The sequence below is a fragment of the Micromonospora sp. NPDC049139 genome, assembly GCF_055586845.1.
Genome location: NZ_JBVJHK010000024.1, coordinates 1 through 20936, shown reverse-complemented (window position 1 = coordinate 20936; position 20936 = coordinate 1). Strand labels below are relative to the sequence as shown.

The following is a 20936-nucleotide window of genomic DNA, read 5'->3' as shown; positions in this document are numbered from 1 at the left end:
CCGGCCGGGCCCCGGGATGCTTTCGGACACCCCGGCCGGGCGGCGGTGGCTCAGCCCCAGCAGCGCTGGGCGGCGTCGGTGCTGGTGATGCTCTCGACCCCGGTCGTCGCCTTGTCGGTGACCAGGGTGACGCCGGTGTCGAAGAAGTCCAGGCCGTCGGAGACCTTCGGCTTCTCGCCGCCGTTCGCGATCTTCTTGATCGCCTGCACGCCCAGCTCGGCCATCTTCAGCGGGTACTGCTGGGAGGTCGCGCCGATGACCCCGTCCTTGACCTGCCGTACGCCGTCGCAGCCGCCGTCGACGGAGACGACCAGGACGCCCTGGGTCCTGCCCGCGGCCCGGAGCGCCTTGTGCGCGCCGACCGCGGCGGGCTCGTTGATGGTGTAGACGACGTTGATGTCGGGGTTGCGGGTCAGGCAGTTCTCCATGGCCGTACGACCGCCGTCCTCGGCGCCGTTGGTCGGCTCGTTGCAGGCGATGGTGTAGGTGCCGCCGGAGTAGTTGCCCGTCTTCGCCTCGTCGCCGTTCTTCTTCCGGTCGGCGGTGTCGATGCCCATGCCGGTCAGGAAGCCCTGGTCCCGGTTGTAGTCGACGGAGACGACCTTGTCGTTGAACAGGTCCAGCATCGCGATGGTCGCCGGCTTGCCGCCGAGCTGGCTCGCGGTCCACTTGCCGATCAGCTCGCCGGCCTTGAAGTTGTCGGTGGCGAAGGTGATGTCGACGGTGTCGGCCGGGTCGGGCGGGGTGTCCAGCGCGATGACGTAGAGGCCGGCGTCCCGGGCCTTCTTGATGGCGGGGTTGACGCCGGGGCCGTTCGGGGTGATCAGGATGCCCTCGTCGCCGCGGGCGATGGCGTCCTCGATGGCCTGCACCTGGCCGGCCTCGTCGCCGTCCTCCTTGCCGGCGGCCAGGGTCAGCTTCACGCCCTCCGCCTCGGCGGCCTTCTTCGCGCCCTGCTGCATGGCGACGAAGAAGGGGTTGGTGGAGTTCTTGGTGATCAGGGAGACAGCGACGGTGCCGCCACCGGCGGAGCCCGCGCCGCCGGAACTGTCCCCGCAGCCGCCGGCGACCATGCTGGTGGCCGCGACGGCGGCGAGCAGCAGGGCGCCCCGACGGCGGCCCGTGCGCTGGATCATGTTCTCTCCTCGACAAGACACCCGGCCAGGATCGCCGGACCGGCTCGACAACGATGTCAGCGGAGTTTCCAGTGAGCAACGCCACGGTGTCAATACATCTTGATGCACTTTCTCGTAATCGTGTAGTAACACGCCGGGCGCCCTTGACAACGATGTCAGCTACCGCACAGCATTCGCTCCACGTTCGCCGCCCGGCGCGTCTCGACGGCGGGCGCCCCCCGAAGGACGGAGGAGTGTGGATGAGGGTCCGTCGATTGCTGGCCGCGGCGTTCACGACCGCGGCCCTGATGGCGACACTGCCCGGCACCACCGCCAGCGGCGCGCCGCCCGGCACCAGGGACGAGCCGCACCGACCGCAGATCCACTTCAGTCCCGAGCGGAACTGGATGAACGACCCGAACGGCCTGGTGTGGTACCAGGGCGAGTGGCACCTCTTCTACCAGTACAACCCCGAGGGCGCGCAGTGGGGCAACATGTCGTGGGGGCACGCGGTGAGCCGCGACCTTTTCCACTGGGAGGAGCTGCCGGTCGCGATCCCGTACTCGGCCGACGAGCACGTCTTCTCCGGCTCGATCGTGGTCGACGAACGGAACACCTCCGGCTTCGGCCGGCCCGGCGCACCGGCGATGGTCGCGGTCTACACCAGCGCGTACCCGGCGACCGGCATCCAGGCGCAGTCCCTGGCGTACAGCACCGACCGGGGACGCACCTGGACGAGGTACGCCGGCAACCCCGTGCTCGACCTCGGCTCGCGGGGGTTCCGCGACCCCAAGGTCTTCTGGGACGCCGACGCCGGCTACTGGGTCATGGCGATCGTGCTGGCCACCGAGCACAAGGTGCGCTTCTACCGCTCCGACGACCTCCGGTCCTGGACCCACCTGAGCGACTTCGGGCCCGCCAACGCGGTCGGCGGCGTGTGGGAGGTGCCGGACCTGTTCGAACTGCCGGTCGACGGCGACCCGAACCGCACGAAGTGGGTGCTGGTGGTCAACCTCAACCCGGGCGCCGTGGCCGGCGGATCGGGCGCGCAGTACTTCGTCGGCGACTGGGACGGCACCACCTTCACCGCCGACAACGTGGTGACGGGCGACCCGGCCCCGCCGACGGGGACGCTCCTCGCCGACTTCGAGGACGGCTACGCGGGCTGGACGGTCGAGAACGACCCGGCACTCGGGCCGGGGCCCTTCGGCGCCGCCCCGTACCCCGGCACGGTCCCCGGCCAGCAGCGGGTCAGCGGCTTCCAGGGCCGCGCCCTGGTCAACAGCTTCCTCGGCTTCGACGCCCCGAAGGGACGCCTGGTCTCCCCCGAGTTCACGCTCCGGCAGGACTACCTGAACCTCCTCGTCGGTGGCGGCGCGCACCCGCACCTGCCCGACACGACCACCGCGTTCGTGCCCGAGGACGCCGAGCCGGTGCTCGACTTCGAGTTCCCCGACGGCCGGACGTACGAGCAGGCGGGCTGGACGGCGACCGGCGGCCTGCGCAACCGCGCACCGGTGGTGGGCCCGGCCCGGTCCGAGCGGGGCCACGTGGGCGACAAGCTGCTCACCACCTTCTTCGAGGCGGACACGACCACGGGCACGCTGACCTCGCCGGCGTTCACCATCGACCGGAACCACCTGAGCGTTCTCGTCGGCGCCGGCGGCCACCTCGGCACCGACACGCCCCGGACGGTGGTGGAGCTACTCGTCGACGGCGAGGTGGTCCGCACCGGCACCGGAAACTTCTCCGGCTTCGTGAACTGGCGCAGTTGGGACGTGACCGAGTTCCGGGGCCGCAGCGCCCAGTTGCGCGTGGTCGACGAGCACACCGGCGGCTGGGGGCACCTGCTGGTCGACCACCTGATCGCCACCGACGCGCCGGTGCTGCCGAGGTCGGTGGAGACCGCGGTCAACCTCGTCGTCGACGGCGAGGTCGTCCGTACCGCGACCGGCAAGGACAGCGAACGCCTGGACTGGGTGGCCTGGGACGTGCGCGACCTGGCCGGCCGGCGGGCGCACCTGGAGATCAACGACTTCAACTCGGGCGGCTGGGGACACATCCTCGTCGACCACGTGATGGCCGGCGACCGGCCGGCGACCAGCGAGCTGGAGCGCTACGACTGGGTGGACCACGGCAAGGACTACTACGCCGCCGTCTCCTACCACGGCGTCCCCGGGGGCAAGCGGATCCTGATCGGCTGGATGAACAACTGGCAGTACGCCGGCAACGTCCCGACCTCGCCCTGGCGCGGCGCCATGGCCCTGCCCCGGGAATTCGGGTTGTCCACGATCGACGGTGCGGTCCGGCTGGTCCAGCGGCCGGCGGCACAGGTCCGCGGCCTGCGCGGCGACGGAACGGCCTTCACCCTGCGCGACGCCACCCTCGGACCCGGCGTAACCGACCTGCCGCCCGCCGCCGACGGCGACGTGCTGGAGATCGAGGCAGAGTTCGAGCTGCGCGACGCCGACCGCTTCGGCCTACACGTGCGCGGCGGCGACGACGAACGGACGGTGGTCGGGTACGACGTAGCGGCGCGACGCCTCTTCGTCGACCGGACCCGGTCGGGCCGGGTCGACGTCGGTCCGCTCTTCCCCGGCGTGCACAGCGGCCCGCTGACCGTGGACGGGAACCGCGTGCGGATGACAATCTACGTGGACCGCTCCTCCGTCGAGGTCTTCGGTGGCGCGGGTCAGACCACGATCACCGACCAGGTCTTCCCGGCGGCGTCCAGCGACCAGACCCGCCTGTTCGCCGAGGGCGGTCAGGTGGTGGTGCGCTCGCTCACCGTGCGGCCGTTGCGCTCGGTGTGGCGATAACCTGGGAGTCGATCATCGGCGGCCGGGGGTACGGTCAACGGCCCCCGGCCGCCGCAGCACCCGTCCGGTAGGAGCGCTCATGCACGGTGCCGCCTCCGCTACGTCGACCGCAACCCGGGCGCGACCCACGCTGCGGGACGTCGCGCTGCTCGCGGGAGTGAGCCCCAAGACCGTCTCGCGGGTCGTCAACGGCGAGGCGGGCGTCTCCGCCCCGAAGACCGCCGCCGTCCAGCGGGCGATCGCCCAACTGGACTACCGGCCGAACTTCACCGCGAGCAGTCTCCGCCGCACCAGCGGTCGCAGCGCCGCGATCGCGGCGGTGCTGGAGGACGTGGCCAACCCGTTCTCGGCCGCCCTGCACCGGGCCCTCGAGGACGCCGCGCGGGAACGCGGGGTGTTGATCTTCGCTGGCAGCGTCGACGAGGATCCGGCGCGGGAGCGGGACCTGATCCACGCCTTCACCATGCGGCAGGCCGACGCCCTGGTCGTCGCGCCGGCCAGCGACAACCAGAGCTACCTGGCCGGTGAGGTCGACGCCGGCACCCCGGTGGTCTTCGTCGACCGCCCGCCGGTGGGGCTGGCCGTCGACGCCGTCCTGACCGACAACCACGAGGGCGCCGCCATGGCCGTCGGGCATCTCGTCCGGCACGGCCACCGCACCATCGCGTACCTGGGCGACCTGCGGACCATCCCGACGGCCCGACAGCGGTTCCAGGGCTTCAAGGAAGCGCTCAGCGACCACGGCATCCCGCCGACGCCCTCCCTCGCGGTGCACGACCTGCACACCGAGGAGCAGGCCGAGGAGGCCGTACGCCGGCTGCTGTCCGCACACCCCCGCCCCACCGCGCTGTTCACCTCCCAGAACCTCGTCACCATCGGCGCGATCCGGGCCCTGCAACAGCTCGGTCGCCAGCACGACGTCGCCCTGGTGGGCTTCGACGACTTCCCGCTGGCCGACCTGCTCCAGCCGGCGGTCACCGTCGTGGCGCAGGACCCGTCGGAGATGGGCCGCGTCGCCGCGTCGCTGATCTTCCGGCGGCTGGACGGCGAACAGTGGCCGCCCACCACCCACCTGGTCGCGAGCCGATTGATCCCACGCGGCTCCGGCGAGATCAGCGGGCCGTTCGCGGGGTGACGGCGAGCGCCCGCGACCGGGCGGTCGTCTCGTCGGCGACCAGCGCCGCCAGCCGGTCCAGGCCCAGGTCGATCTGCGCCGGGGTGACCGCGCTGACCGACAGCCGCAGCGCGTCGACCGGGGCGCCGTCGTCGTAGAAGTGCGCCATCGGCGTCCAGAGCAGCCCGTACTCGCGGGCGGAGCGGTGCAGCAACGCGTCGTCGACCGCGAACGGCACCGTGACCACCACGAAGAACCCGCCGGCCGGCACGTTCCAGCGCACCGGCGACGCGCCCGGCGGGAAACGCCGGGCCAGGCCGTCGACGAGGTGGCGCAGGTTCCGGCCGTACGCGGCCCGCTCCCGGGCGGTGGCAGCCACCAGGCTGCACCCGTGCTCCAGCAGCGCGCCGCCGACCACCGCCTGGGCGATCGCCGAGGTGTTCACCGTGACCATGCTCTTGATCTTGGCGAGCTGATCGGCGAACAGGCCCACCGAGCCGTCGGAGCCGGCGACGCGCTGGTCGGCGACCACGTAGCCCACCCGCGCGCCGGGCAGCACCGTCTTGGCGAACGAACCCAGGTAGACCACCCGCCGCGCGGTGTCCAACGCCTTCAGCGTCGGCAGCCGCCCCGCGTCCCCGGCCGGAAAGAGACCGTACGGGTTGTCCTCCAGCAGCAGCAGATCCTCCTCGGCGGCGAGGTCGAGCAGCCGCCGCCGGTCGGCCAGCCCGATGCTCGTGCCCGACGGGTTGGCGAAGTCCGGCATCACGTAACAGGCGCGGGGGCGCAGCCCCGCCGCCCGGGCCCGGCGCACCTGCTCCCGCAGGTCGGCCAGGTCCACCCCGGCCGGGCCGCCGGCCACCGGCCGCACCGGCAGGTCCAGCAGCCGCGCGGCGCCGGTCAGCCCGACGTACGTCGGGGCGACGGCGAGCAGCACGTCGCGGGGGTCGGCCCGCAGCGCCCGCAGCACCAGGAACATCGCCTCCTGGCAGCCGACGGTCACCACGACCGCCTCCGGGTCGACCGTGATGTTCTCGTCGACGGCGAGGTTGCGGGCGACGAGGTGGTGCACGATGCCCTTGGTGCGGCCGTACTGGAACAGGGTCCGGTGCACCTGCGCGGGGCTCTGCCCGAGGTCGTCGGCCAGGTGCCGGCGGAACGTCTCCAGGTGCCGGTGCGGCGCGGCGACGTCGAAGAACTCCTCGTACGGCCGGCCGGCCGCCAGCGACACCGCGTCGGGATAGTGCTGGGCCACCTCGTTGAGGAAGTTCATCGAGTTCAGCGCCGGGTCGTCGACCGCCGGATGCAGGTCGTCGACGTGCAGGTCCACCGGTTCGGCCACCGCTCAGCCCTCCCTCAGCACGCGCAGCTCGCGGACGGCCGCCGGGTCGGCACAGCCGGCCAGCGCCAGCGCGTCGCGGAACTCGCCGGCCAGCAACTCCAGCGCCGTCTCCGCCCCCGCCCGGCCCCCGGCGGCGAGCGCCCACAGCAACGGCCGGCCGACCAGCACCCCCCGCGCGCCGAGAGCGAGCGCGCGCAGCACGTCCACGCCGCCGCGCACGCCGCTGTCCAGCAGCACCTCGCACCGGTCGGCCACCGCCGTCACCACCTCGGGCAGCACGGTGGCGGTGGCCGGTGCGCCGTCGAGCTGGCGGCCGCCGTGGTTGGAGACCACCACCGCGTCCGCCCCGGCGGCCGCCGCCAGCTCCGCGTCGCGCGGGTCCAGGATGCCCTTCACCACCAGCGGCAGGGCGGTACGGCCCCGCAGCCAGTCCAGGTCGGCCCAGCTCAGCGCGGGCGCGAAGACCTCGCCGGTGTGCGCCGCGACGGCCGAGACGCCCGGGGTGGCGGCGTGCGCGAGCGCGTCCCGCCCGGCCGGCAGGTTGGCGGCGACGACGTGCGGCGGGATGGCGAAGGAGTTGCGGACGTCGCGCAGCCGCCGGCCCAGGATCGGCACGTCCACGGTGACCATCAGCGCGCCGCACCCGGCCGCGTGCGCCCGGTCCAGCAGATCCGCGACGAGGGCCCGGTCCCGCAGCCAGTAGAGCTGGAACCAGACGGCCGCGCCGGTCGCCGCGATCTCCTCGATCGGCACGCTGCTCAGCGTGCTGGCCGCGTACGGCACGCCGGCCGCGCCGGCCGCCGCCGCGAGCGCCGTCTCCCCGTCGGGGTGCACCAGCCGCTGGTACGCCATCGGCGCCACCGCCACCGGCAGGGCGCAGCGGGCGCCGAGCAGCCGCGCGTCGGTACGCGGGGCGGCCACGCCGCGCAGCACCCGGGGCAGCACGGCCACCCGGTCGAGGGCACGCCGGTTGGCGGCGAGCGTGGTCTCCGTGCCGCTGCCGCCGTCGACGAAGTCCCACACCTCGGGCGGAAGCACCGCCCGGGCCCGCTCGGCGAAGTCGGCCAGGCCGGCGGGCGCGGGCGACTCGCCGGGCGGCGCGTCCTGCCGGGGCAGCACCGTCTCAGCCATCGCTCGCCCCCGTCCCCGCCGCCGGCCGGCTCGACGCCGGGCGGGAACCCGCAGCCGCCGCCACCGTTCCGGGGCCGGCATCGCCGGTCGGGAGGCCGAACCGCTCCCGCAGGAATCCGGCGGCCCGGTCCTGGGCGCGCCGGCCGTCGTCGAACGCGCCGGGCATGGCGAAGAAGCCGTGGATCATGCCGGCGTACCGGGCGAGGGTGGTGGGCACGCCCGCGTCGCGCAGCCGGTGGGCGTACCGCTCCCCCTCCTCGCGCAGCGGGTCGTGCTCGGCGGTGATCACCAGCGCCGGCGGCAGGCCGCTCAGGTCCTCGGCGAGCAGGGGCGAGGCCAGCGGGTGCCGCGCGTCGGCGGGGTCGGCGAAGTAGTGGCCGCGGTACCAGGCGACCGAGCGGCGGTTGAACAGCAGGGGGTCCTCGCCGTCGCCGCCGGGTTCCCCGGTCTGGTCGGTGTTCGGGTACACCAGCAACTGGGCGGCGAGCGCGGGCCCGCCGCCGTCGCGGGCCAGCAGGGTAACGGCCGCCGCGAGGTTGCCCCCGGCGCTGTCCCCGCCGACCGCCAGCCGCCGCGGGTCGACGCCGAACTCCTCGGGATGCGTGGCGATCCACCGGGCCGCCGCGTGGCAGTCGTACACGGCGGCCGGGAACGGGTGCTCCGGGGCCAGCCGGTAGCCGACAGTGACCACCTGGCAGGGCACCGCGTTGGCCAGCCGCCGGCAGATGCCGTCGGCGGTGTCGACGCTGCCCAGCGTCCAGCCGCCGCCGAAGAAGTAGACCAGGGTGGGCAGCGGCCCCTCCCCCGCCGGCCGGTGGATGCGCACCGGCAGGTCGCCGGCCGGGCCGGGCACGTGCGTGTCGCGTACCTCGTGCACCGGCTCGACCGCGCCGCCGCCGGCGCGGATCGCGGCGAGGTCGGCGGCGCGGGCCTCGGCGAGGGTCTGCGTGTACAGCGGCGGGATGCCGGCCGCCGCGCGGGCGGTCCGGTACGCCGCGACCTGCGGGTGGACGCTCACGCGGCCTCCCCTCCGGCGTGGACCAGCAGCTTGTCGATGCCGCGCAGGAACAGGCTGCCGCTGTACGTCGGCGGCTCGGCGACCGCGAGCCGGGGGAAGCGGGCCAGCAGCTTCGGCAGCGCGAGCCGGCCCTCCAGCCGGGACACCGCCGCGCCGAGGCAGAAGTGCAGGCCGACGCCGAAGGCGAGCGACGGCGGGCCGGGCCGGCGCGGGTCGAAGCGGTCCGGCTCGGGGAACCGGGCCGGGTCGCGGTTGGCGGCGGCGATGATCAGCAGGACGTTCTCGTCCCGCGCGACCGGCACCCCGCCCAGCTCGGTGTCCCGGGGCGCGGCCCGGGCCAGGAAGTGCACCGGGGCCTCCAGCCGCAGGATCTCGTCGACGGCGCCCCGGGCCAGCGCGTCGTCGCCGGGCAGCGCGGCGGCCACGTCGGGGTTCGCCAGCAGCAGCGGCAGGCCGTTGCTGAACATGTAGACGGTGGTGACGAAGGCGGCGTTGAACAGCACGATCAGGTTGCTGACCAGCTCGTCGGCGGTGAGCCCCACGTCGCCGGAGTCGACCGCCTCCACCAGCCCGCTGATCAGGTCCTCGCCCGGCTGGCGGCGCCGGTGGGCGATCAGGTCGGCGTAGAAGTCGCGCAGCTCGGCGGCAGCGGTGTTGGCGGCGGCGAGCCGCTGCGGGGTCTTGCCCGCCACGTCCAGGAACTCGTCGATCCGCTCCACCCGCTGCCGGTAGAAGTCCAGCTCACCGGCGGGGATGCCGATGAACTCGGCCATCACCAGGGCCGGCATCGGGTACGCGAACTCCGCCACGAAGTCGAACCCGGTCTCCCCGGCGTCGGCCATCCGGTCCAGCAGTCCGTCCACGACCCGGTGCACGACCGGTTCCAGCGCGCCCAGCCGGCGCGGCGTGAAGGTCTTCGCGAAGACCGCCCGCATCCGGGTGTGGTCGGGCGGGTTGACGAACATCATCGAGGTCTGGAGGGTGCGCAGCACCTCCTGCTCCTGCCAGCCCGGCGGCGGCTGCTTGTACCACTCCGGGTCGCGCAGCACCTGGCTGACCAGGTCGTAGCCGACGGCGACGGCGGCGACCGACCGGTGCTCGGCGCGCGCCGGCACCGGGCTGACCCGCCCCAGCTCGTGCAGCCCCGCGTAGCAGGGATACGGGTCCTGCCGGCCCTCGTCGCTGTAGAGACGGGTCAGCAGTTGCGTGACGTCCACGTCGATCGGTCTCCCCCCAGGAACGGTGGCGCGGACGGCGGGGGTGGCCCCGCCGCCCGCGCCGGATGTCACAAGCCGAGCAGTCGCAGCGGCACGGCGTCGGCCATCGCCTGGTTGCCGGCGTCGTTCGGGTGGATGTGGTCACCCGAGTCGTACGCGGGCAGCAGCCGGCTGGGCTGGGCGGGATCGCGCAGCACCCGGTCGAAGTCGAGCAGCCCGTCGAACTCGTCGCTGCCGCGCAGCCACGCGTTCACCGCCTGCCGGGTGGCCTCCTTCTCGGGCGTCCACACCCCCGGGTTGCCGTGCCCCTCGTACGGGGTGAGCGTCGACACCAGGCTGCGCAGGCCGCGCGCCTTCACCTGCTGGTTGACCTGCCGCAGCGAGGCGATGATGCTCTCGGCGGAGTCGCCCGACATCCAGATGTCGTTGATGCCCAGGTGGGTGACGACGGTCCGGGCGTCGGTCTGGGCGAAGACGTCCTCGTCGAGCCGGGCCAGGGCGTTGGGGCCCAGCTCGTGGTAGCCGGGGAAGCCGCCCGCGCCGGGCTCGGTGCCCTCGTGGTTGAGCCGGTTGCCGGCCAGGCTCAGGTTGAGCACGCCCGGGGTGCGTACGTCGGGGCGGGCGTCGACGAGGCGGTCGGCGAGCAGGTCCGGCCAGCGCCTGTTGGCGTTGACGGTGCTGCCGTTGCCGTCGGCGATCGAGTCGCCGAAGACCACCACCGAGCCGGGGCTGTGCCGGCGCTGCACGTCGATGCCGGACAGGAAGAACCAGCAGCAGTTCGGCCGGATGGTGAACCCGGCGCCGTCGGCGGCGGAGGTGAGGTCCGTGGCGCCGATGAAGTTGGTCTGCCGGGACTGGCCGTGGAAGGTCACCGGCCCGGTCGGCGTCGGGAAGTGCAGGGTCACCACCAGATCCTGCTGGTCGCCGACGGGCAGGGCGACCGGGTCGCTGAGCAGCTCGGCGCCACGGTTCATGGTGGCGGAGGTGGCCCCGTCGAAGGTCAGCTCCCGCAGGGTCGAGGTGTCGATGTCGGACAGGTCGTCGGGGGTCGCGGTGTTCGGCTTCGCCACGGTGGCGCGGCCGACCTTGACGGCCTGCTCGCCGTACATGTTGCTCAGTCGCACCCGGAACTGCGGTCCGCCCACGCTGGTGTGCACGACCATCCGGACGCTCTGGTTGTTGAGGCCATTGTTGGTCAGGCCGGTCGCGTTGCCCCGGGTGACCGCGGCCGCCCAACTGCCCGCCCAGACCGTCCGCTGCTGGCGGGCCGCCTCGGCGTCCGGCGGGCCGGCGCTGGCCACCACCGCCGGGGTTCCCGCGATCAACAGCGTGGCCGCGGACGCGATGACAGGCCATCTCTTCGGGGTCGACATTGAACCTCCATCGTTGGCAGCCCAGGGCCGTCCGCTGACGGCACCGCCTGGACGATGGTCCAGAAACCTAGCCGCCCCGTTTTACGGGCGTCAATCAACCTGATCGACGTGATCAAATGTCCTCCGGTCCGGCCGGAACGCCGTTCGGTCTCTGTCCCGTGACAGGCGGTGGTGCCTACGCTCACGGACGGCGGCGGTGCGGTCGCCGAGGCGCGCGCCCACCCGCCGCGCCGGCGATCTGGCCCGCCGACGCGGTGTACACGTCCCCGGGTTGGCCGGCGGACGGCCACTCCTCTTCGCCGATGGGGGCTGCGGGATGACTGACGGACCGGAGCGACGGGACGGCTACGTACACCGGGCACTGGAGCTGTTCGCCGACTTCGGTGACCGGGAGGCGCTGGTCGGCGACGGGCACCGGCTCAGCTACGCCGACGTCGCCGCCGAGGTGCGCCGGCTGGCCGCGACGCTGCGCGGGCACGGCGTACGGCCGGGCGACGGGGTGCTGGTCGCGCTCGGCAACCCGGTGGAGGCGCCGCTGGTGCAGCTCGCCCTGCACCTGCTGGGCTGCCGGACGATGTGGATCGCGCCGGTCACCTCCCGCCGCGAGGTGGACGAGTTCGTCCGGCTGGCCCGCCCCGACGCCTTCGTCTACGATGCCCGCGACCCCGCGAGCCTGGGCCCGGAACTGGCCGCCGGGCTGCCCGGCGTGCCGGTCTTCTGCCTGGGTCCGGGCGGCGCGGGCCGGGACCTGACCGCCGGCGGGCCCCCCACGGCGGGGGACGACCTGCCGGCGCGACCGCCGGCGCCGGAGTCCTTCCTCCAGACCAGCGGCACCACCGGCACGCCCAAGCTGGTGCACCACCGGGAGAGCTTCTACGCACAGATCCTCGCCCTGGCCGCCGACTTCCGCGCGGCCGGGTACCCGCTGCTGCGGCACCTGTCGCACTCGCCGATGTGGCTGGCCAGCGGCCAGATCACCACGCTGTTCAACCTGTTCACCGGCGGGGTGCTGTTCCCCCGCGACGGCTGGGACCCGGCGCGGTTCATCGAGACCGTCGGGCGGGAGCGGATCAACTCCACCTTCGTCACCCCGCCGATGCTCTACGAGGTGCTCGACCACCCGGCGCTGGACGGCGCGGACTTCTCCGCCATGTTCATGTTCAACGTGGGCGCCGGGCCCGCCGCGCCCGCCCGCCTGCGCCAGGCCATCGCCCGCTTCGGCCCGGTGCTGCGCATCGTGTACGGACTCAGCGAGGCGGTGGTGATCACCGCCCTGCCGGGGCTGACCGACGACCCGGAGCACCCGGAGCGGCTGCGCTCCTGCGGTCGGCCGTACGGGGACGTGCGCGTCGAGATCCGCGCCGAGGACGGCACCGTGCTGCCGCCCGGCGAGAACGGCGAGGTGTGGGTGCACACCGACCTGCGTTTCGCCGGCTACCACGGCCGGCCCGAGCTGACCGCCGAGACGCTGGTCGACGGCTGGGTCCGCACCCGCGACATCGGGCACGTCGACGCCGACGGCTACCTCTACCTCGTCGACCGGTTGCAGGACCGGATCCTCACCCGGCGGCGTAGCTGGCCGATCTACTCCCGCCCGATCGAGGACCTCCTGGCCGGGCACCCGCAGGTCCGCGCGGCGGCGGTGATCGGCGTGCCGGACGAGGTCGCCGGCGAGCTGCCGTACGCCTACGTGGTGCCGGCGCCCGACGCGACGGTGACCGCGCGGGAGTTGATCGACCTGGTCACCGCCGCGCTCAGCGACACCTGGGCGCCGGGCGGGGTGGAGTTCGTCGACCGGCTGCCGCTCAACCGCTCGAACAAGGTGGACAAGCGCGCGCTGCGGGCCCGGTACGCCGAGGCCCACCCGAGCGCGGTGGAGCACCCGGAGGCGTCGATCGGCAGCCTGGCGTGACGCCCCGGCGGGAACTGACCACCCTGGTCGCCGCCGACCTGATCTCGAACCTGGGCAGCCGGGTCTCGGTGGTGGCGATCCCGTGGCTGGTGCTGGAGACCACCGGCAGCCCCGCGAAGATGGGCGTGGTGGCCGCCGCCGAGACGCTGCCCTACCTGCTCTCCGGCGCGCTGGGCACCCCCTGGGCGGACCGGATCGGGCTGCGCCGCACCTCGATCCTGGTCGACGTGGGCAGCGCGGGGCTGATGGTCGCGGTGGCCCTCACCCCGTGGCTGGGCTTCGGCGCGCTGGTCGCGCTGGTCGCCGTGGTCGGCGCGCTGCGGGGCGTCGGCGACCGGGTCAAGCACGTCATGTTCCGCCCGGCCGCCGAGGCCGCCGGGGTGCGACTGATCCGGCTCACCTCCGTCTACGACGGGCTCGGCCGGGTGGTCACCCTGCTCGGCGCGGGGCTGGGCGGGCTGCTCATCTGGTGGTTCGGCGTGACCCAGGCGATCCTCATCGACGCCGCCAGCTTCGCCGTCTGCGCGCTGCTGGTCGGGCTCCTCGTCCGACCGCCGGCGCCCCCGGCGGCGTCCGGGCGGCCGGAGGGCTACCTGCGCGCGCTGGCGGGCGGGTTCCGCTACCTCGGCCACGACCGGATGCTGCTGACCATGCTGCTGGTGATCTCGGCGCTGAACATGGTGGTCAACGCCAGCGTCGCCGTCTACATCCCGCTCTGGGTGGCCGACGTGCTGCGCAGCCCGGTCGGGCTGGGCCTGGTGCTGGGCGCGTTCTCCGCGGGCGCCCTGCTGGGGAACCTGCTGTTCACCGCGTACGGCCCGCGGCTGCCCCGGTACCTGGCCTTCGTGGTCGGGGCGGCGGTCAGCGGCGCCCCGCGGCTGCTGGTCCTGGCGCTGAGCGAGGAGCTGGCGGTGGTGCTGGCGGTGACGTTCGCGTCCGGCATCGGCATCGCGGCGGTGAACCCGCTGCTCGGCGTGGCGATCTACGAGCGGGTGCCACCCGAGTTGCAGACCCGGGTGATCGGGCTGGCGGGGTCGCTGGCGTTCGCGGGCCTGCCGCTGGGCGCGCTGCTGGGCGGCTGGTCGGTGACCGCGCTCGGCCTCCGCCCCGCTCTGTTGGTGATGACCGCGTTCTGCCTGGTGGTCACCCTGCTGCCGCTGCTGCCCGGCCTCCGCCCCCGGTCGGCCCCCGCGACGGCCGAGCGGGAACCGCGCGTCGTCGGTCAGGCGTAGGGTCCGGACATGGCCACGTGGGACGACGTACGCCGGATCGCGCTGGGGCTGCCGGAGACCAGCGAGCACCCCTCCTACCAGGGGGCCCCGGCGTGGAAGGTCCGGGACCGGGCGTTCGTCTGGGAGCGCCCGCTGCGCCGCGCCGACCTCGACGCCCTCGGGGCGGCGGCGCCCGACGGCCCGGTGCTCGGCGTGCGCGTGCCGGACCTGGGGGCGAAGGAGGCGCTGCTCGCCGACGACCCCGGCGTCTACTTCGCCACCCCGCACTTCGACGGCTGCCCGGTCGTCCTGGTCCGGCTCGACCGGATCGACCCCGACGAGCTGACCGAGCTGGTCGTCGAAGCGTGGCAGGACCGGGCGCCGAAGCGCCTCGCGGCGGCGTACCGGGCCGGGCAGCACGTCTGATCCGCCCCGGCGCGTCGGCCGCCAGCGGGCGGGGCGACGTCAACGCGGCAACGCCGCCGAGACCGCCTCCTCGGGGGTGGAGACATGCAGCGGGCCGTCGACGGCCACACCGTCGGCGTCGACGATCCGCCACCCGCCGAGCACCACCACCGGGATGCCGCCGCGCCGCATGCCCAGGGCCACCTCCGACAGCGTCCCCCACGAGCCGCCGACCGCGATCACCGCGTCGGCGCTCCACACCAGGATCGCGTTGCGCGCCTGGCCCATGTTGGTGACGACCGTGGCCGACACGTCCGCCACGGGGCCGGGCGCGGTGCCGTCGTCGGGGCGTACGCCGACGACCAGGCCGGCCCGGGAACGGGCGCCGGCGGCGACGGCGGACATCACCCCGCCACCGCCCCCGCAGAGCACGGTGGCGCCGCGCTCGGCGAGCAGCTCGCCCACCCGGCGGGCGTACGCCAGCTCGGCGCCCGACGCGGTCGCCGGCCCGCACACCGCCACCTGCACCATGCCGCCATGATGCCCGACGCGACGTGGCGCCCCGGCGGGATCCGCCGGGGCGCCACGGTCGGTCGGGTCAGAACACGGAGACGCCGTACTTGCTGAGCGCCTCGGTGACGGGCTGGAAGAAGGTGGTGCCGCCGGTGCGGCAGTTGCCGCTGCCGCCCGAGGTCAGGCCGAGCGCGATGCTGCCGGAGTAGAGCGGGCCGCCGCTGTCGCCGGGCTCGGCGCAGACGTTGGTGGCGATCATGCCCCGCACGGTGCCCTCGGCGTACCGGACGGTGGCGTTGAGGCCGGTGACCGTGCCGCTGTGGGTGCCGGTGGTGCTGCCCCGCCGGGTCACCTGCTGGCCGACGGACGCGTTCCCGGCGGCGGTGATGTCCTGCGAGCCCACCGAGCCGTCGATCGCGATCGAGGTGTTGGTGTAGCGGACGATGCCGTAGTCGTTGCCCGGGAAGCTGGTGCCGGTGCGGTCGCCGAGCTTGGTGCTCTGGGCCGAGTTGGCGTACCAGGCGGAGACCACGTCCGTGCAGTGCCCGGCGGTGAGGAAGTAGTAGGTGCTGCCGCTGCGCACGTTGAAGCCGAGCGAGCAGCGGTAGCCGCCGCCGTAGATGGCGTCGCCGCCGGAGATCCGCATGCTCAGCGTGCCGGCGAGCGGGGTGACCCGGGCCGTGCCGCCGGCGGCGGCCACCGCGGCGCGGATGCGGGCCGACTGGGCGGCGCCGACCGTGCTGTCCACGCCGATGACCACCTGGTTGCTGACCGGGTCGACCCAGAGGGCGGTGCCGGTGACGCCCAGGTCGACCCGGGACTGCGCGGCCTCCAGGGCGCGCGTGCTGTGGGTGACCAGGCGGGCGACGCCGCCGGCGGCGCGGACCCTGGCGGCGGCGGCCTCGTCGGTGACGGCGACGACCGTACGCCCCGAGGCGGCGTCCACGTAGGAGCCGGCGGTGCGGTCGGGACCGAGGCCGGCGGCGAGGCTGGCCGCTCCGTCGGCGGTCAGGACGGCGGGCGCGGCGTGGGCCGGCGACACGGCCATGGTGGCGCCGAGGCAGGCGACGGCGACGGTGGACATCACGCCACGTCGAGTGAGTCTCACGCGTTCCTCCAGGGAGGGCTGGACCGACTGTCTATCGATCGATGGACACATATTTCCATCGGCCGCACAGGAGGTAAAGGGCTCGACGCCGATCGTTGTCTCCACTCGTCACGAGGAGCGCACGAGCGCCCACCTGGCGGAGGCCGCCTGCCCGACGGGCCGCTGGCCGGCGGCGACCCGGTCGACTAGCGTGCGCTCATGCCATCGACGCTGACCGAATCGACGGATCCGTGGTGCCTCCGCGACGGGGAGAGCGTCGCCCTGCTACGCGACCACCCGTGGCGGCGCTTCGCGGTGCTCGGCGACAGCGTGGCCGAGGGGCTCTGCGAGCCCGTCGACGGCTATCCCGAGGTGCAGTGGGCGGACCGCGTCGCCGCCGAGCTGCGGGCCGTCCGGCCGGAGCTGGCGTACCTGAACCTCGGGCTGCGCGGGCTGCGGGCGCACGAGGTGCGCGCCACCCAGCTCGCCCCGGCGCTGGCGTTCCGGCCCGACCTGGCGCTGGTGGTGTGCGGCGGCAACGACGCCTTCCACCCGGCGTACGACGCGGACGCGGTCGACGCCGAGCTGACCGCGATCATCGAGGCGTTGCGGGCCGCGGGGGCCGACGTGATCACCGTCGGCATGTTCGACGTCTCGCACAGCCCGGCCGTGCCCGAGCGGCACCGGGCCGGCCTGGCCGAGCGGATGCGGCGGCTCTCCGCGCACACCGGCGCGCTCGCCGAACGGCTCGGCACCCTGCACGTACGGCTCACCGACCACCCGCTCACCGCCGACCCGTCGATCTACAGCAGCGACGGCCGGCACGGCAGCGCCCGCAGCGACGCCGTCGCCGCCGCCGAGACCGTCCGCCGCCTCGGCGCCCACCTCACGACCGCCCGAAGCGCGGACGGGGCGTCTCGGTGAGGATCCCCGCGGCTGCTGCTCCTTCCCCCTGTCAGGCCGGCTGGCTCACTGACTCCCGGGGCGCCGTCGCGGCGGTGCGCCGGATCATGCGGGGCGTGACCCTCCGATAGGCGCGCGGGTCGACGGGCAGCAGCCACTGGCGGGCGCGGGCCAGCGGGCCGAGGTTGAGCCCGAGGTCGTCGAGCACCTCGTCGATGTTGTGCATCGAGAACGGGATGATGCTCGTGCCGCGGGCGTGCTGCCCGTTGGTCCGCGCCGCCATCCAGGCCAGCCGCGTACGCACCTGCTCCCGCATCCGCTCCCTGGACGGCAGCGCGATCCCTCCCCGTAGATGGGCGGCCGTCCAGACCGCTGCCATCTCGGCGCTCAGCGGGCTGAAGAACGAGGAGTCGTAGCCGGCGAAGGTCAGGTGCGGGACGTCGACCGGCAGGATCTGGCGGTGGAGCATGAAGTTGCCGTCGTCGTCTTCGAGCCGGGCGTGCAGGGCGGCGTCGAAGAAGGGCACGTGCTGCCGGAACCCGGTGCCGCAGATGACCAGGTCGGCGGGGAGCACCGTGCCGTCCGTGAGCCGGGCGGCCGGCCGCCCCCCGTCGACCAGGAGTTCGCCGATCTGGCGATCGCGGTGGACGCTGATCCGACCGTCGGCGACCCGCTCGAAGAAACCGTCCGTCGCGAGGCTGACGGTGCTTCGCGCGATGTCCTCGAAGGTCCCGTTCGGCACGAGACCCAGCTCGCGCAGCTTGAGCTGCCGGGTCGCGACCGACCCCACGCTGTCGAGCATGCCGCGGCGCAGACCGTTGCCCGGGCCGTGCAGGAACCGCTCGAAGCCCTGCACGCGGATGTACCGGAACAGCGCCTCACCCATCCGGGTGAGCAGAAGGTACTTGTAGTTGACCGCTCCGCCGAGCTTCTTGGGCATCTTCCACAGCAGTTGGCGGGCGACGACGTGGGTCCGCGCGGCGACGTCGCTCAGCGGGACCGCCACGTCGCAGGACGACTTGCCGTACCCGACGACGAGGACGTGCTTTCCCCGCGCCGCCTCGAGATCGTGGAACTCCCCGCAGGCCAGAACACGTCCCCCCGCGGCGACGAAGTCCGCACGGCCCTCGAAGGGCGGGATGAGCGGCTCGGAGAAGATGCCGTTGGCGACGACGAGGTGGTCGTACCGCTCCCAGGTCGCCGGGTCCCGCCCACCCGTCGGTCGTGACGCGATCAGCCACGCGGTCTCGTCGTCCACGAGTTTCGCGGCGACGACCTCCGTGGAGAGGCGCAGGACGGGGCGGAGCCCGAACCGGTCCACGTAGCTCTCGACGTACTGCTGAACCTGCTCGCCCGACGGCCACTGCGGGTAGTGAGCGGGCATCGGCAGGTCGGAGAGGTGGTAGGTGCCCTTGTTGTTCTGCGTGCGAAGGCCGGGGTATCTCCGGGTGCTGCTCCAGACGCCTCCGACGTCGGGCGCCTTCTCGAACACGGAGACCTCGAAGCCACTCTGCCGCAGCACCTTCGCTGCGCTCAGGCCGGCGAATCCAGCACCGACGACGGCGATCCTCATGGCGAACCTCCACAGACTCTGCGACCCGTTGACGGGAGCCGCGACAGCGGGGCGCCGGCGGCGATCGCACGCTAACGAGCACGACGGCAGGGCTGCTATCCGCTGGACGCGCGCGGCATCCGCATCGCGCAACTTGGGCACTTTTCCCGGCGCCCTTGGTGTCGGGTTTGGAGCACGCCTCTGCTGATCACGCTGCCCCCGGTCCTAATCTCGGCACAGCAGGGCGTCTCGGCGCGGGGCCGCCGGTCCGGGCGAACCGACGGTTCCGTGCGGGTCACCGGCGATGCGCAGCCGCCCCGGCCCCATCAGGAGGTGCCAGATGGCTGCCACGACGGTCAGGACGGACGACATCGAGCGCGCCCGCACGGAGGTCGGTCGTGTCTTCTGTCCGCACCGGCTCACGCCCCAGCCGGGCGTCCGCAGCGTCCGCCTGCGAATGACGGCCCGCCGGTCGGGCGGCGTGGGCGTCGTCGACCTCGACTACGCGCAGGCGGTGCGGATCCAGCCGGCCGCGCTGGAGACCTTCTACCTGGTGCAGATTCCCCGTGGCGGCCGGGCGGAGGTCCGGCACGCCGGGCGTACCGTGGCCTCCACGCCCGACACCGCCTCCGTCCTCTCTCCCTATGACGCCTCGGACATGCACTGGTCCGAGGCGTCTCCGCACCGGATCTTCTACGCCGACCGGCAGACGGTCGACCGGGAACTCGCCCGACTGCTGGGCCGACCCGTGGACGGCCAGGTCCACTTCGACGTCGGCATGACCATGAGCACGCCCGCGGCGGTGGCCTGGGCCCGCGGGGTGGACTTCCTCGCCGAGGAGCTGTCCCAGCCGAAGGGCGCCTCCCTCCTCGACCACCCGCAGGTCGTCGGCCGCTTCGAGCAGGCGCTCATCGGCAAGTTGTTGCTGACCCACCGCCACACGTACACTGACCTGCTCGCCGGGCCGGCGAGGCACCCGGCACCCGGGCGCCTCGTCCGACGCGCCTGCGCACTGATGACGGAGCACCACGGCGAGGCACTGACGGTCGGCGACGTCGCGGAGGCACTTCGGGTGAGCGTACGGACGCTGCAGGACTGCTTCCGCCGCGAGCTACAGACCACCCCGATGGCGTACCTGCGCGCCCGCCGGCTCGACGCGGTCCACGCCGCGCTGCGCGCGGCCGGACCCGGGGCGTCCGTGACGACCGTCGCCCTCGACCACGGATTCGCCCACCTCAGTCGCTTCGCCGGCGAGTACCGGTCCCGCTTCGGCGAGTCGCCTTCCACCACCCTCCGTCGCTGACCACGCCCCGCCGGGCCCCGATCTCGCATCGGGGCCGGCGACCGGTCAGGGCATCGACAGGCTCCTGGGCCAGCCGTTCAGGTGGGAGAACTGACGGAGGTACCGTTCGCAGGCGCTGACGAAGTCGTCACTGCCAGGGGGTAGGCGGGTCGCGGCGATGACGTGGGCAGGATCGGACGAGCGGGGCCGCAGCATGCCGATCTGTTCGTCGACGAACTCCCCGCCGGCGCTGCTGGCGACGGCCAGCGCCAGGGCCGTCGCCGTGACGACACCGACGCAGGTGCGGCTGGGGCTGAGGACGGCTTCGACTCCGCCGCCGGCCTCAGACAGGTGGTGGATGACCATCATCCACACCGTGTCGTTTCCGCCGGAGACGTCGACCTCGTAGTGGACCGAGTGCGACATCGCGTCGACCTCGTGGTCGACGGATTCACCGATGACGGTGGACCGCAGCTCCGCCCGATCCACCTGCCGGCCCTCGGAGAGGCGTCGCCCCTGCTCGTAACGCCGGTCAGCGATGAGACGCAGCCGCGGTGCCGCGTCCAGCCCGAGAAGCTCGGCGAGCGTGCCCTGCGCCGCGTCCATCACAGTGGCGAGTGTGAGTGGCCGCGGCAGGGTGGCCTCCAGGTCGACGGACATGCCGAGAGAGTAGCTACCAGGGGCGGACCCGTAACCTGAGCGGCCACGACGGCTCAGGCAAGCTGGGCCAGTGTCCGGGTGATGTTGTGCTCGACGATGGCCAGCATGCCGGCGGACGCTCGGTGACCATCGCACGACCGAGCACGGTGGGACGACCGGCAGCGGCCGTCCCACCGTCCGCCGCTCAGCTCATGTAAAGGACTCCGGTGCTTGATCAGCCCGGTGGTCCTGGGGTTGCATGAGCATCCCGGCTGGTCCGGTGGGTGGCGTCGAGCACGGCTC

16 protein-coding genes and 1 pseudogene are annotated in these 20936 nt (G+C 73.6%); 7 read left to right on the top strand and 10 right to left on the bottom strand.

Going from position 1 to position 20936, the window contains the following annotated elements; genetic code table 11:
• Positions 1-50: 50 nt before the first annotated feature.
• Positions 51-1136 carry a substrate-binding domain-containing protein gene (locus tag ACZ6Q9_RS29520; RefSeq protein ID WP_393266216.1) on the bottom strand — a complete coding sequence of 362 codons (1086 nt, stop codon included), beginning with the start codon at positions 1134-1136 and terminating at the stop codon, positions 51-53.
• Positions 1137-1375: 239 nt separating this feature from the next.
• Here ACZ6Q9_RS29520 and ACZ6Q9_RS29515 point away from each other — a divergent pair, with 239 nt between their 5' ends.
• Together ACZ6Q9_RS29515 and ACZ6Q9_RS29510 are read left to right on the top strand one after the other, a co-directional pair.
• Positions 1376-3934 carry a GH32 C-terminal domain-containing protein gene (locus tag ACZ6Q9_RS29515; RefSeq protein WP_396830473.1) on the top strand — a complete coding sequence of 853 codons (2559 nt, stop codon included), beginning with the start codon at positions 1376-1378 and terminating at the stop codon, positions 3932-3934.
• Positions 3935-4013: 79 nt separating this feature from the next.
• Positions 4014-5069 (top strand): LacI family DNA-binding transcriptional regulator, encoded by a 1056-nt coding sequence (locus ACZ6Q9_RS29510; protein WP_393266222.1) that lies wholly within the window; start codon positions 4014-4016, stop codon positions 5067-5069.
• Here the strand turns inward: ACZ6Q9_RS29510 and ACZ6Q9_RS29505 are convergent.
• The 5 genes and pseudogenes from ACZ6Q9_RS29505 to ACZ6Q9_RS29485 form a co-directional block, all read right to left on the bottom strand.
• Positions 5047-6390: a PLP-dependent aminotransferase family protein gene (locus ACZ6Q9_RS29505; protein WP_396830476.1), complete on the bottom strand. Its 1344-nt coding sequence runs from the start codon at positions 6388-6390 to the stop codon at positions 5047-5049. The genes ACZ6Q9_RS29510 and ACZ6Q9_RS29505 overlap by 23 nt on opposite strands.
• A 3-nt stretch (positions 6391-6393) precedes the next feature.
• Positions 6394-7521, bottom strand: coding sequence for an alpha-hydroxy acid oxidase (locus tag ACZ6Q9_RS29500; RefSeq protein ID WP_396830478.1), 1128 nt, complete (start codon positions 7519-7521; stop codon positions 6394-6396).
• 73 nt (positions 7522-7594) lie between these two features.
• A pseudogene (locus ACZ6Q9_RS29495) lies at positions 7595-8539 on the bottom strand (alpha/beta hydrolase); the annotation flags it as partial.
• Positions 8536-9756, bottom strand: a complete 1221-nt coding sequence (locus ACZ6Q9_RS29490) for a cytochrome P450 (RefSeq protein WP_396830479.1) — start codon at positions 9754-9756, stop codon at positions 8536-8538. The pseudogene ACZ6Q9_RS29495 and the gene ACZ6Q9_RS29490, both read right to left, overlap by 4 nt.
• A gap of 68 nt (positions 9757-9824) precedes the next feature.
• Complete coding sequence (locus ACZ6Q9_RS29485; protein WP_393266593.1) at positions 9825-11102, bottom strand: SGNH/GDSL hydrolase family protein; 1278 nt, start codon at positions 11100-11102, stop codon at positions 9825-9827.
• Between the two features lie 343 nt (positions 11103-11445).
• Between ACZ6Q9_RS29485 and ACZ6Q9_RS29480 the strand changes: the two genes are divergently transcribed.
• From ACZ6Q9_RS29480 to ACZ6Q9_RS29470, 3 genes are read left to right on the top strand one after another with little or no spacing between them, the layout of a single operon-like run.
• Positions 11446-13041 carry a class I adenylate-forming enzyme family protein gene (locus tag ACZ6Q9_RS29480; protein WP_393266233.1) on the top strand — a complete coding sequence of 532 codons (1596 nt, stop codon included), beginning with the start codon at positions 11446-11448 and terminating at the stop codon, positions 13039-13041.
• Positions 13038-14273 (top strand): MFS transporter, encoded by a 1236-nt coding sequence (locus ACZ6Q9_RS29475; RefSeq protein ID WP_396830480.1) that lies wholly within the window; start codon positions 13038-13040, stop codon positions 14271-14273. The genes ACZ6Q9_RS29480 and ACZ6Q9_RS29475 overlap by 4 nt, the downstream gene beginning before the upstream one ends.
• 9 nt (positions 14274-14282) lie before the next feature.
• On the top strand, positions 14283-14678 hold the full coding sequence (locus ACZ6Q9_RS29470) for an MmcQ/YjbR family DNA-binding protein (protein WP_393448753.1): 396 nt from the start codon (positions 14283-14285) through the stop codon (positions 14676-14678).
• Positions 14679-14717: 39 nt separating this feature from the next.
• Here the strand turns inward: ACZ6Q9_RS29470 and ACZ6Q9_RS29465 are convergent, their stop codons facing one another.
• Both ACZ6Q9_RS29465 and ACZ6Q9_RS29460 read right to left on the bottom strand, forming a co-directional pair.
• Positions 14718-15188 carry an SLOG cluster 4 domain-containing protein gene (locus ACZ6Q9_RS29465; RefSeq protein WP_393266242.1) on the bottom strand — a complete coding sequence of 157 codons (471 nt, stop codon included), beginning with the start codon at positions 15186-15188 and terminating at the stop codon, positions 14718-14720.
• Between the two features lie 67 nt (positions 15189-15255).
• Complete coding sequence (locus ACZ6Q9_RS29460; protein WP_396830482.1) at positions 15256-16254, bottom strand: S1 family peptidase; 999 nt, start codon at positions 16252-16254, stop codon at positions 15256-15258.
• A gap of 222 nt (positions 16255-16476) precedes the next feature.
• Between ACZ6Q9_RS29460 and ACZ6Q9_RS29455 the strand changes: the two genes are divergently transcribed.
• Complete coding sequence (locus ACZ6Q9_RS29455; RefSeq protein ID WP_396830484.1) at positions 16477-17181, top strand: SGNH/GDSL hydrolase family protein; 705 nt, start codon at positions 16477-16479, stop codon at positions 17179-17181.
• Positions 17182-17212: 31 nt separating this feature from the next.
• Here the strand turns inward: ACZ6Q9_RS29455 and ACZ6Q9_RS29450 are convergent, their stop codons facing one another.
• Entirely contained in the window at positions 17213-18733 is a 1521-nt protein-coding gene (locus ACZ6Q9_RS29450) for a flavin-containing monooxygenase (RefSeq protein WP_393266250.1), read from the bottom strand.
• A 319-nt stretch (positions 18734-19052) separates the two neighbouring features.
• Between ACZ6Q9_RS29450 and ACZ6Q9_RS29445 the strand changes: the two genes are divergently transcribed.
• Complete coding sequence (locus ACZ6Q9_RS29445) at positions 19053-20015, top strand: AraC family transcriptional regulator (protein ID WP_393448744.1); 963 nt, start codon at positions 19053-19055, stop codon at positions 20013-20015.
• Between the two features lie 45 nt (positions 20016-20060).
• Here the strand turns inward: ACZ6Q9_RS29445 and ACZ6Q9_RS29440 are convergent, their stop codons facing one another.
• A complete protein-coding gene (locus tag ACZ6Q9_RS29440; protein ID WP_393448741.1) occupies positions 20061-20654 on the bottom strand; it encodes a hypothetical protein in 594 nt (197 codons plus the stop codon).
• Positions 20655-20936 lie beyond the last annotated feature (282 nt).

Coding starts and splice junctions, on each gene's coding strand:
- ACZ6Q9_RS29520 (WP_393266216.1), bottom strand. CDS start 1,136: ATGATCCAGCGCACGGGCCGCCGTCGGGGCGCCCTGCTGCTCGCCGCC.
- ACZ6Q9_RS29450 (WP_393266250.1), bottom strand. CDS start 18,733: ATGAGGATCGCCGTCGTCGGTGCTGGATTCGCCGGCCTGAGCGCAGCG.
- ACZ6Q9_RS29480 (WP_393266233.1), top strand. CDS start 11,446: ATGACTGACGGACCGGAGCGACGGGACGGCTACGTACACCGGGCACTG.
- ACZ6Q9_RS29460 (WP_396830482.1), bottom strand. CDS start 16,254: ATGTCCACCGTCGCCGTCGCCTGCCTCGGCGCCACCATGGCCGTGTCG.
- ACZ6Q9_RS29510 (WP_393266222.1), top strand. CDS start 4,014: ATGCACGGTGCCGCCTCCGCTACGTCGACCGCAACCCGGGCGCGACCC.
- ACZ6Q9_RS29445 (WP_393448744.1), top strand. CDS start 19,053: ATGGCTGCCACGACGGTCAGGACGGACGACATCGAGCGCGCCCGCACG.
- ACZ6Q9_RS29500 (WP_396830478.1), bottom strand. CDS start 7,521: ATGGCTGAGACGGTGCTGCCCCGGCAGGACGCGCCGCCCGGCGAGTCG.
- ACZ6Q9_RS29515 (WP_396830473.1), top strand. CDS start 1,376: ATGAGGGTCCGTCGATTGCTGGCCGCGGCGTTCACGACCGCGGCCCTG.
- ACZ6Q9_RS29465 (WP_393266242.1), bottom strand. CDS start 15,188: ATGGTGCAGGTGGCGGTGTGCGGGCCGGCGACCGCGTCGGGCGCCGAG.
- ACZ6Q9_RS29440 (WP_393448741.1), bottom strand. CDS start 20,654: ATGTCCGTCGACCTGGAGGCCACCCTGCCGCGGCCACTCACACTCGCC.
- ACZ6Q9_RS29470 (WP_393448753.1), top strand. CDS start 14,283: ATGGCCACGTGGGACGACGTACGCCGGATCGCGCTGGGGCTGCCGGAG.
- ACZ6Q9_RS29455 (WP_396830484.1), top strand. CDS start 16,477: ATGCCATCGACGCTGACCGAATCGACGGATCCGTGGTGCCTCCGCGAC.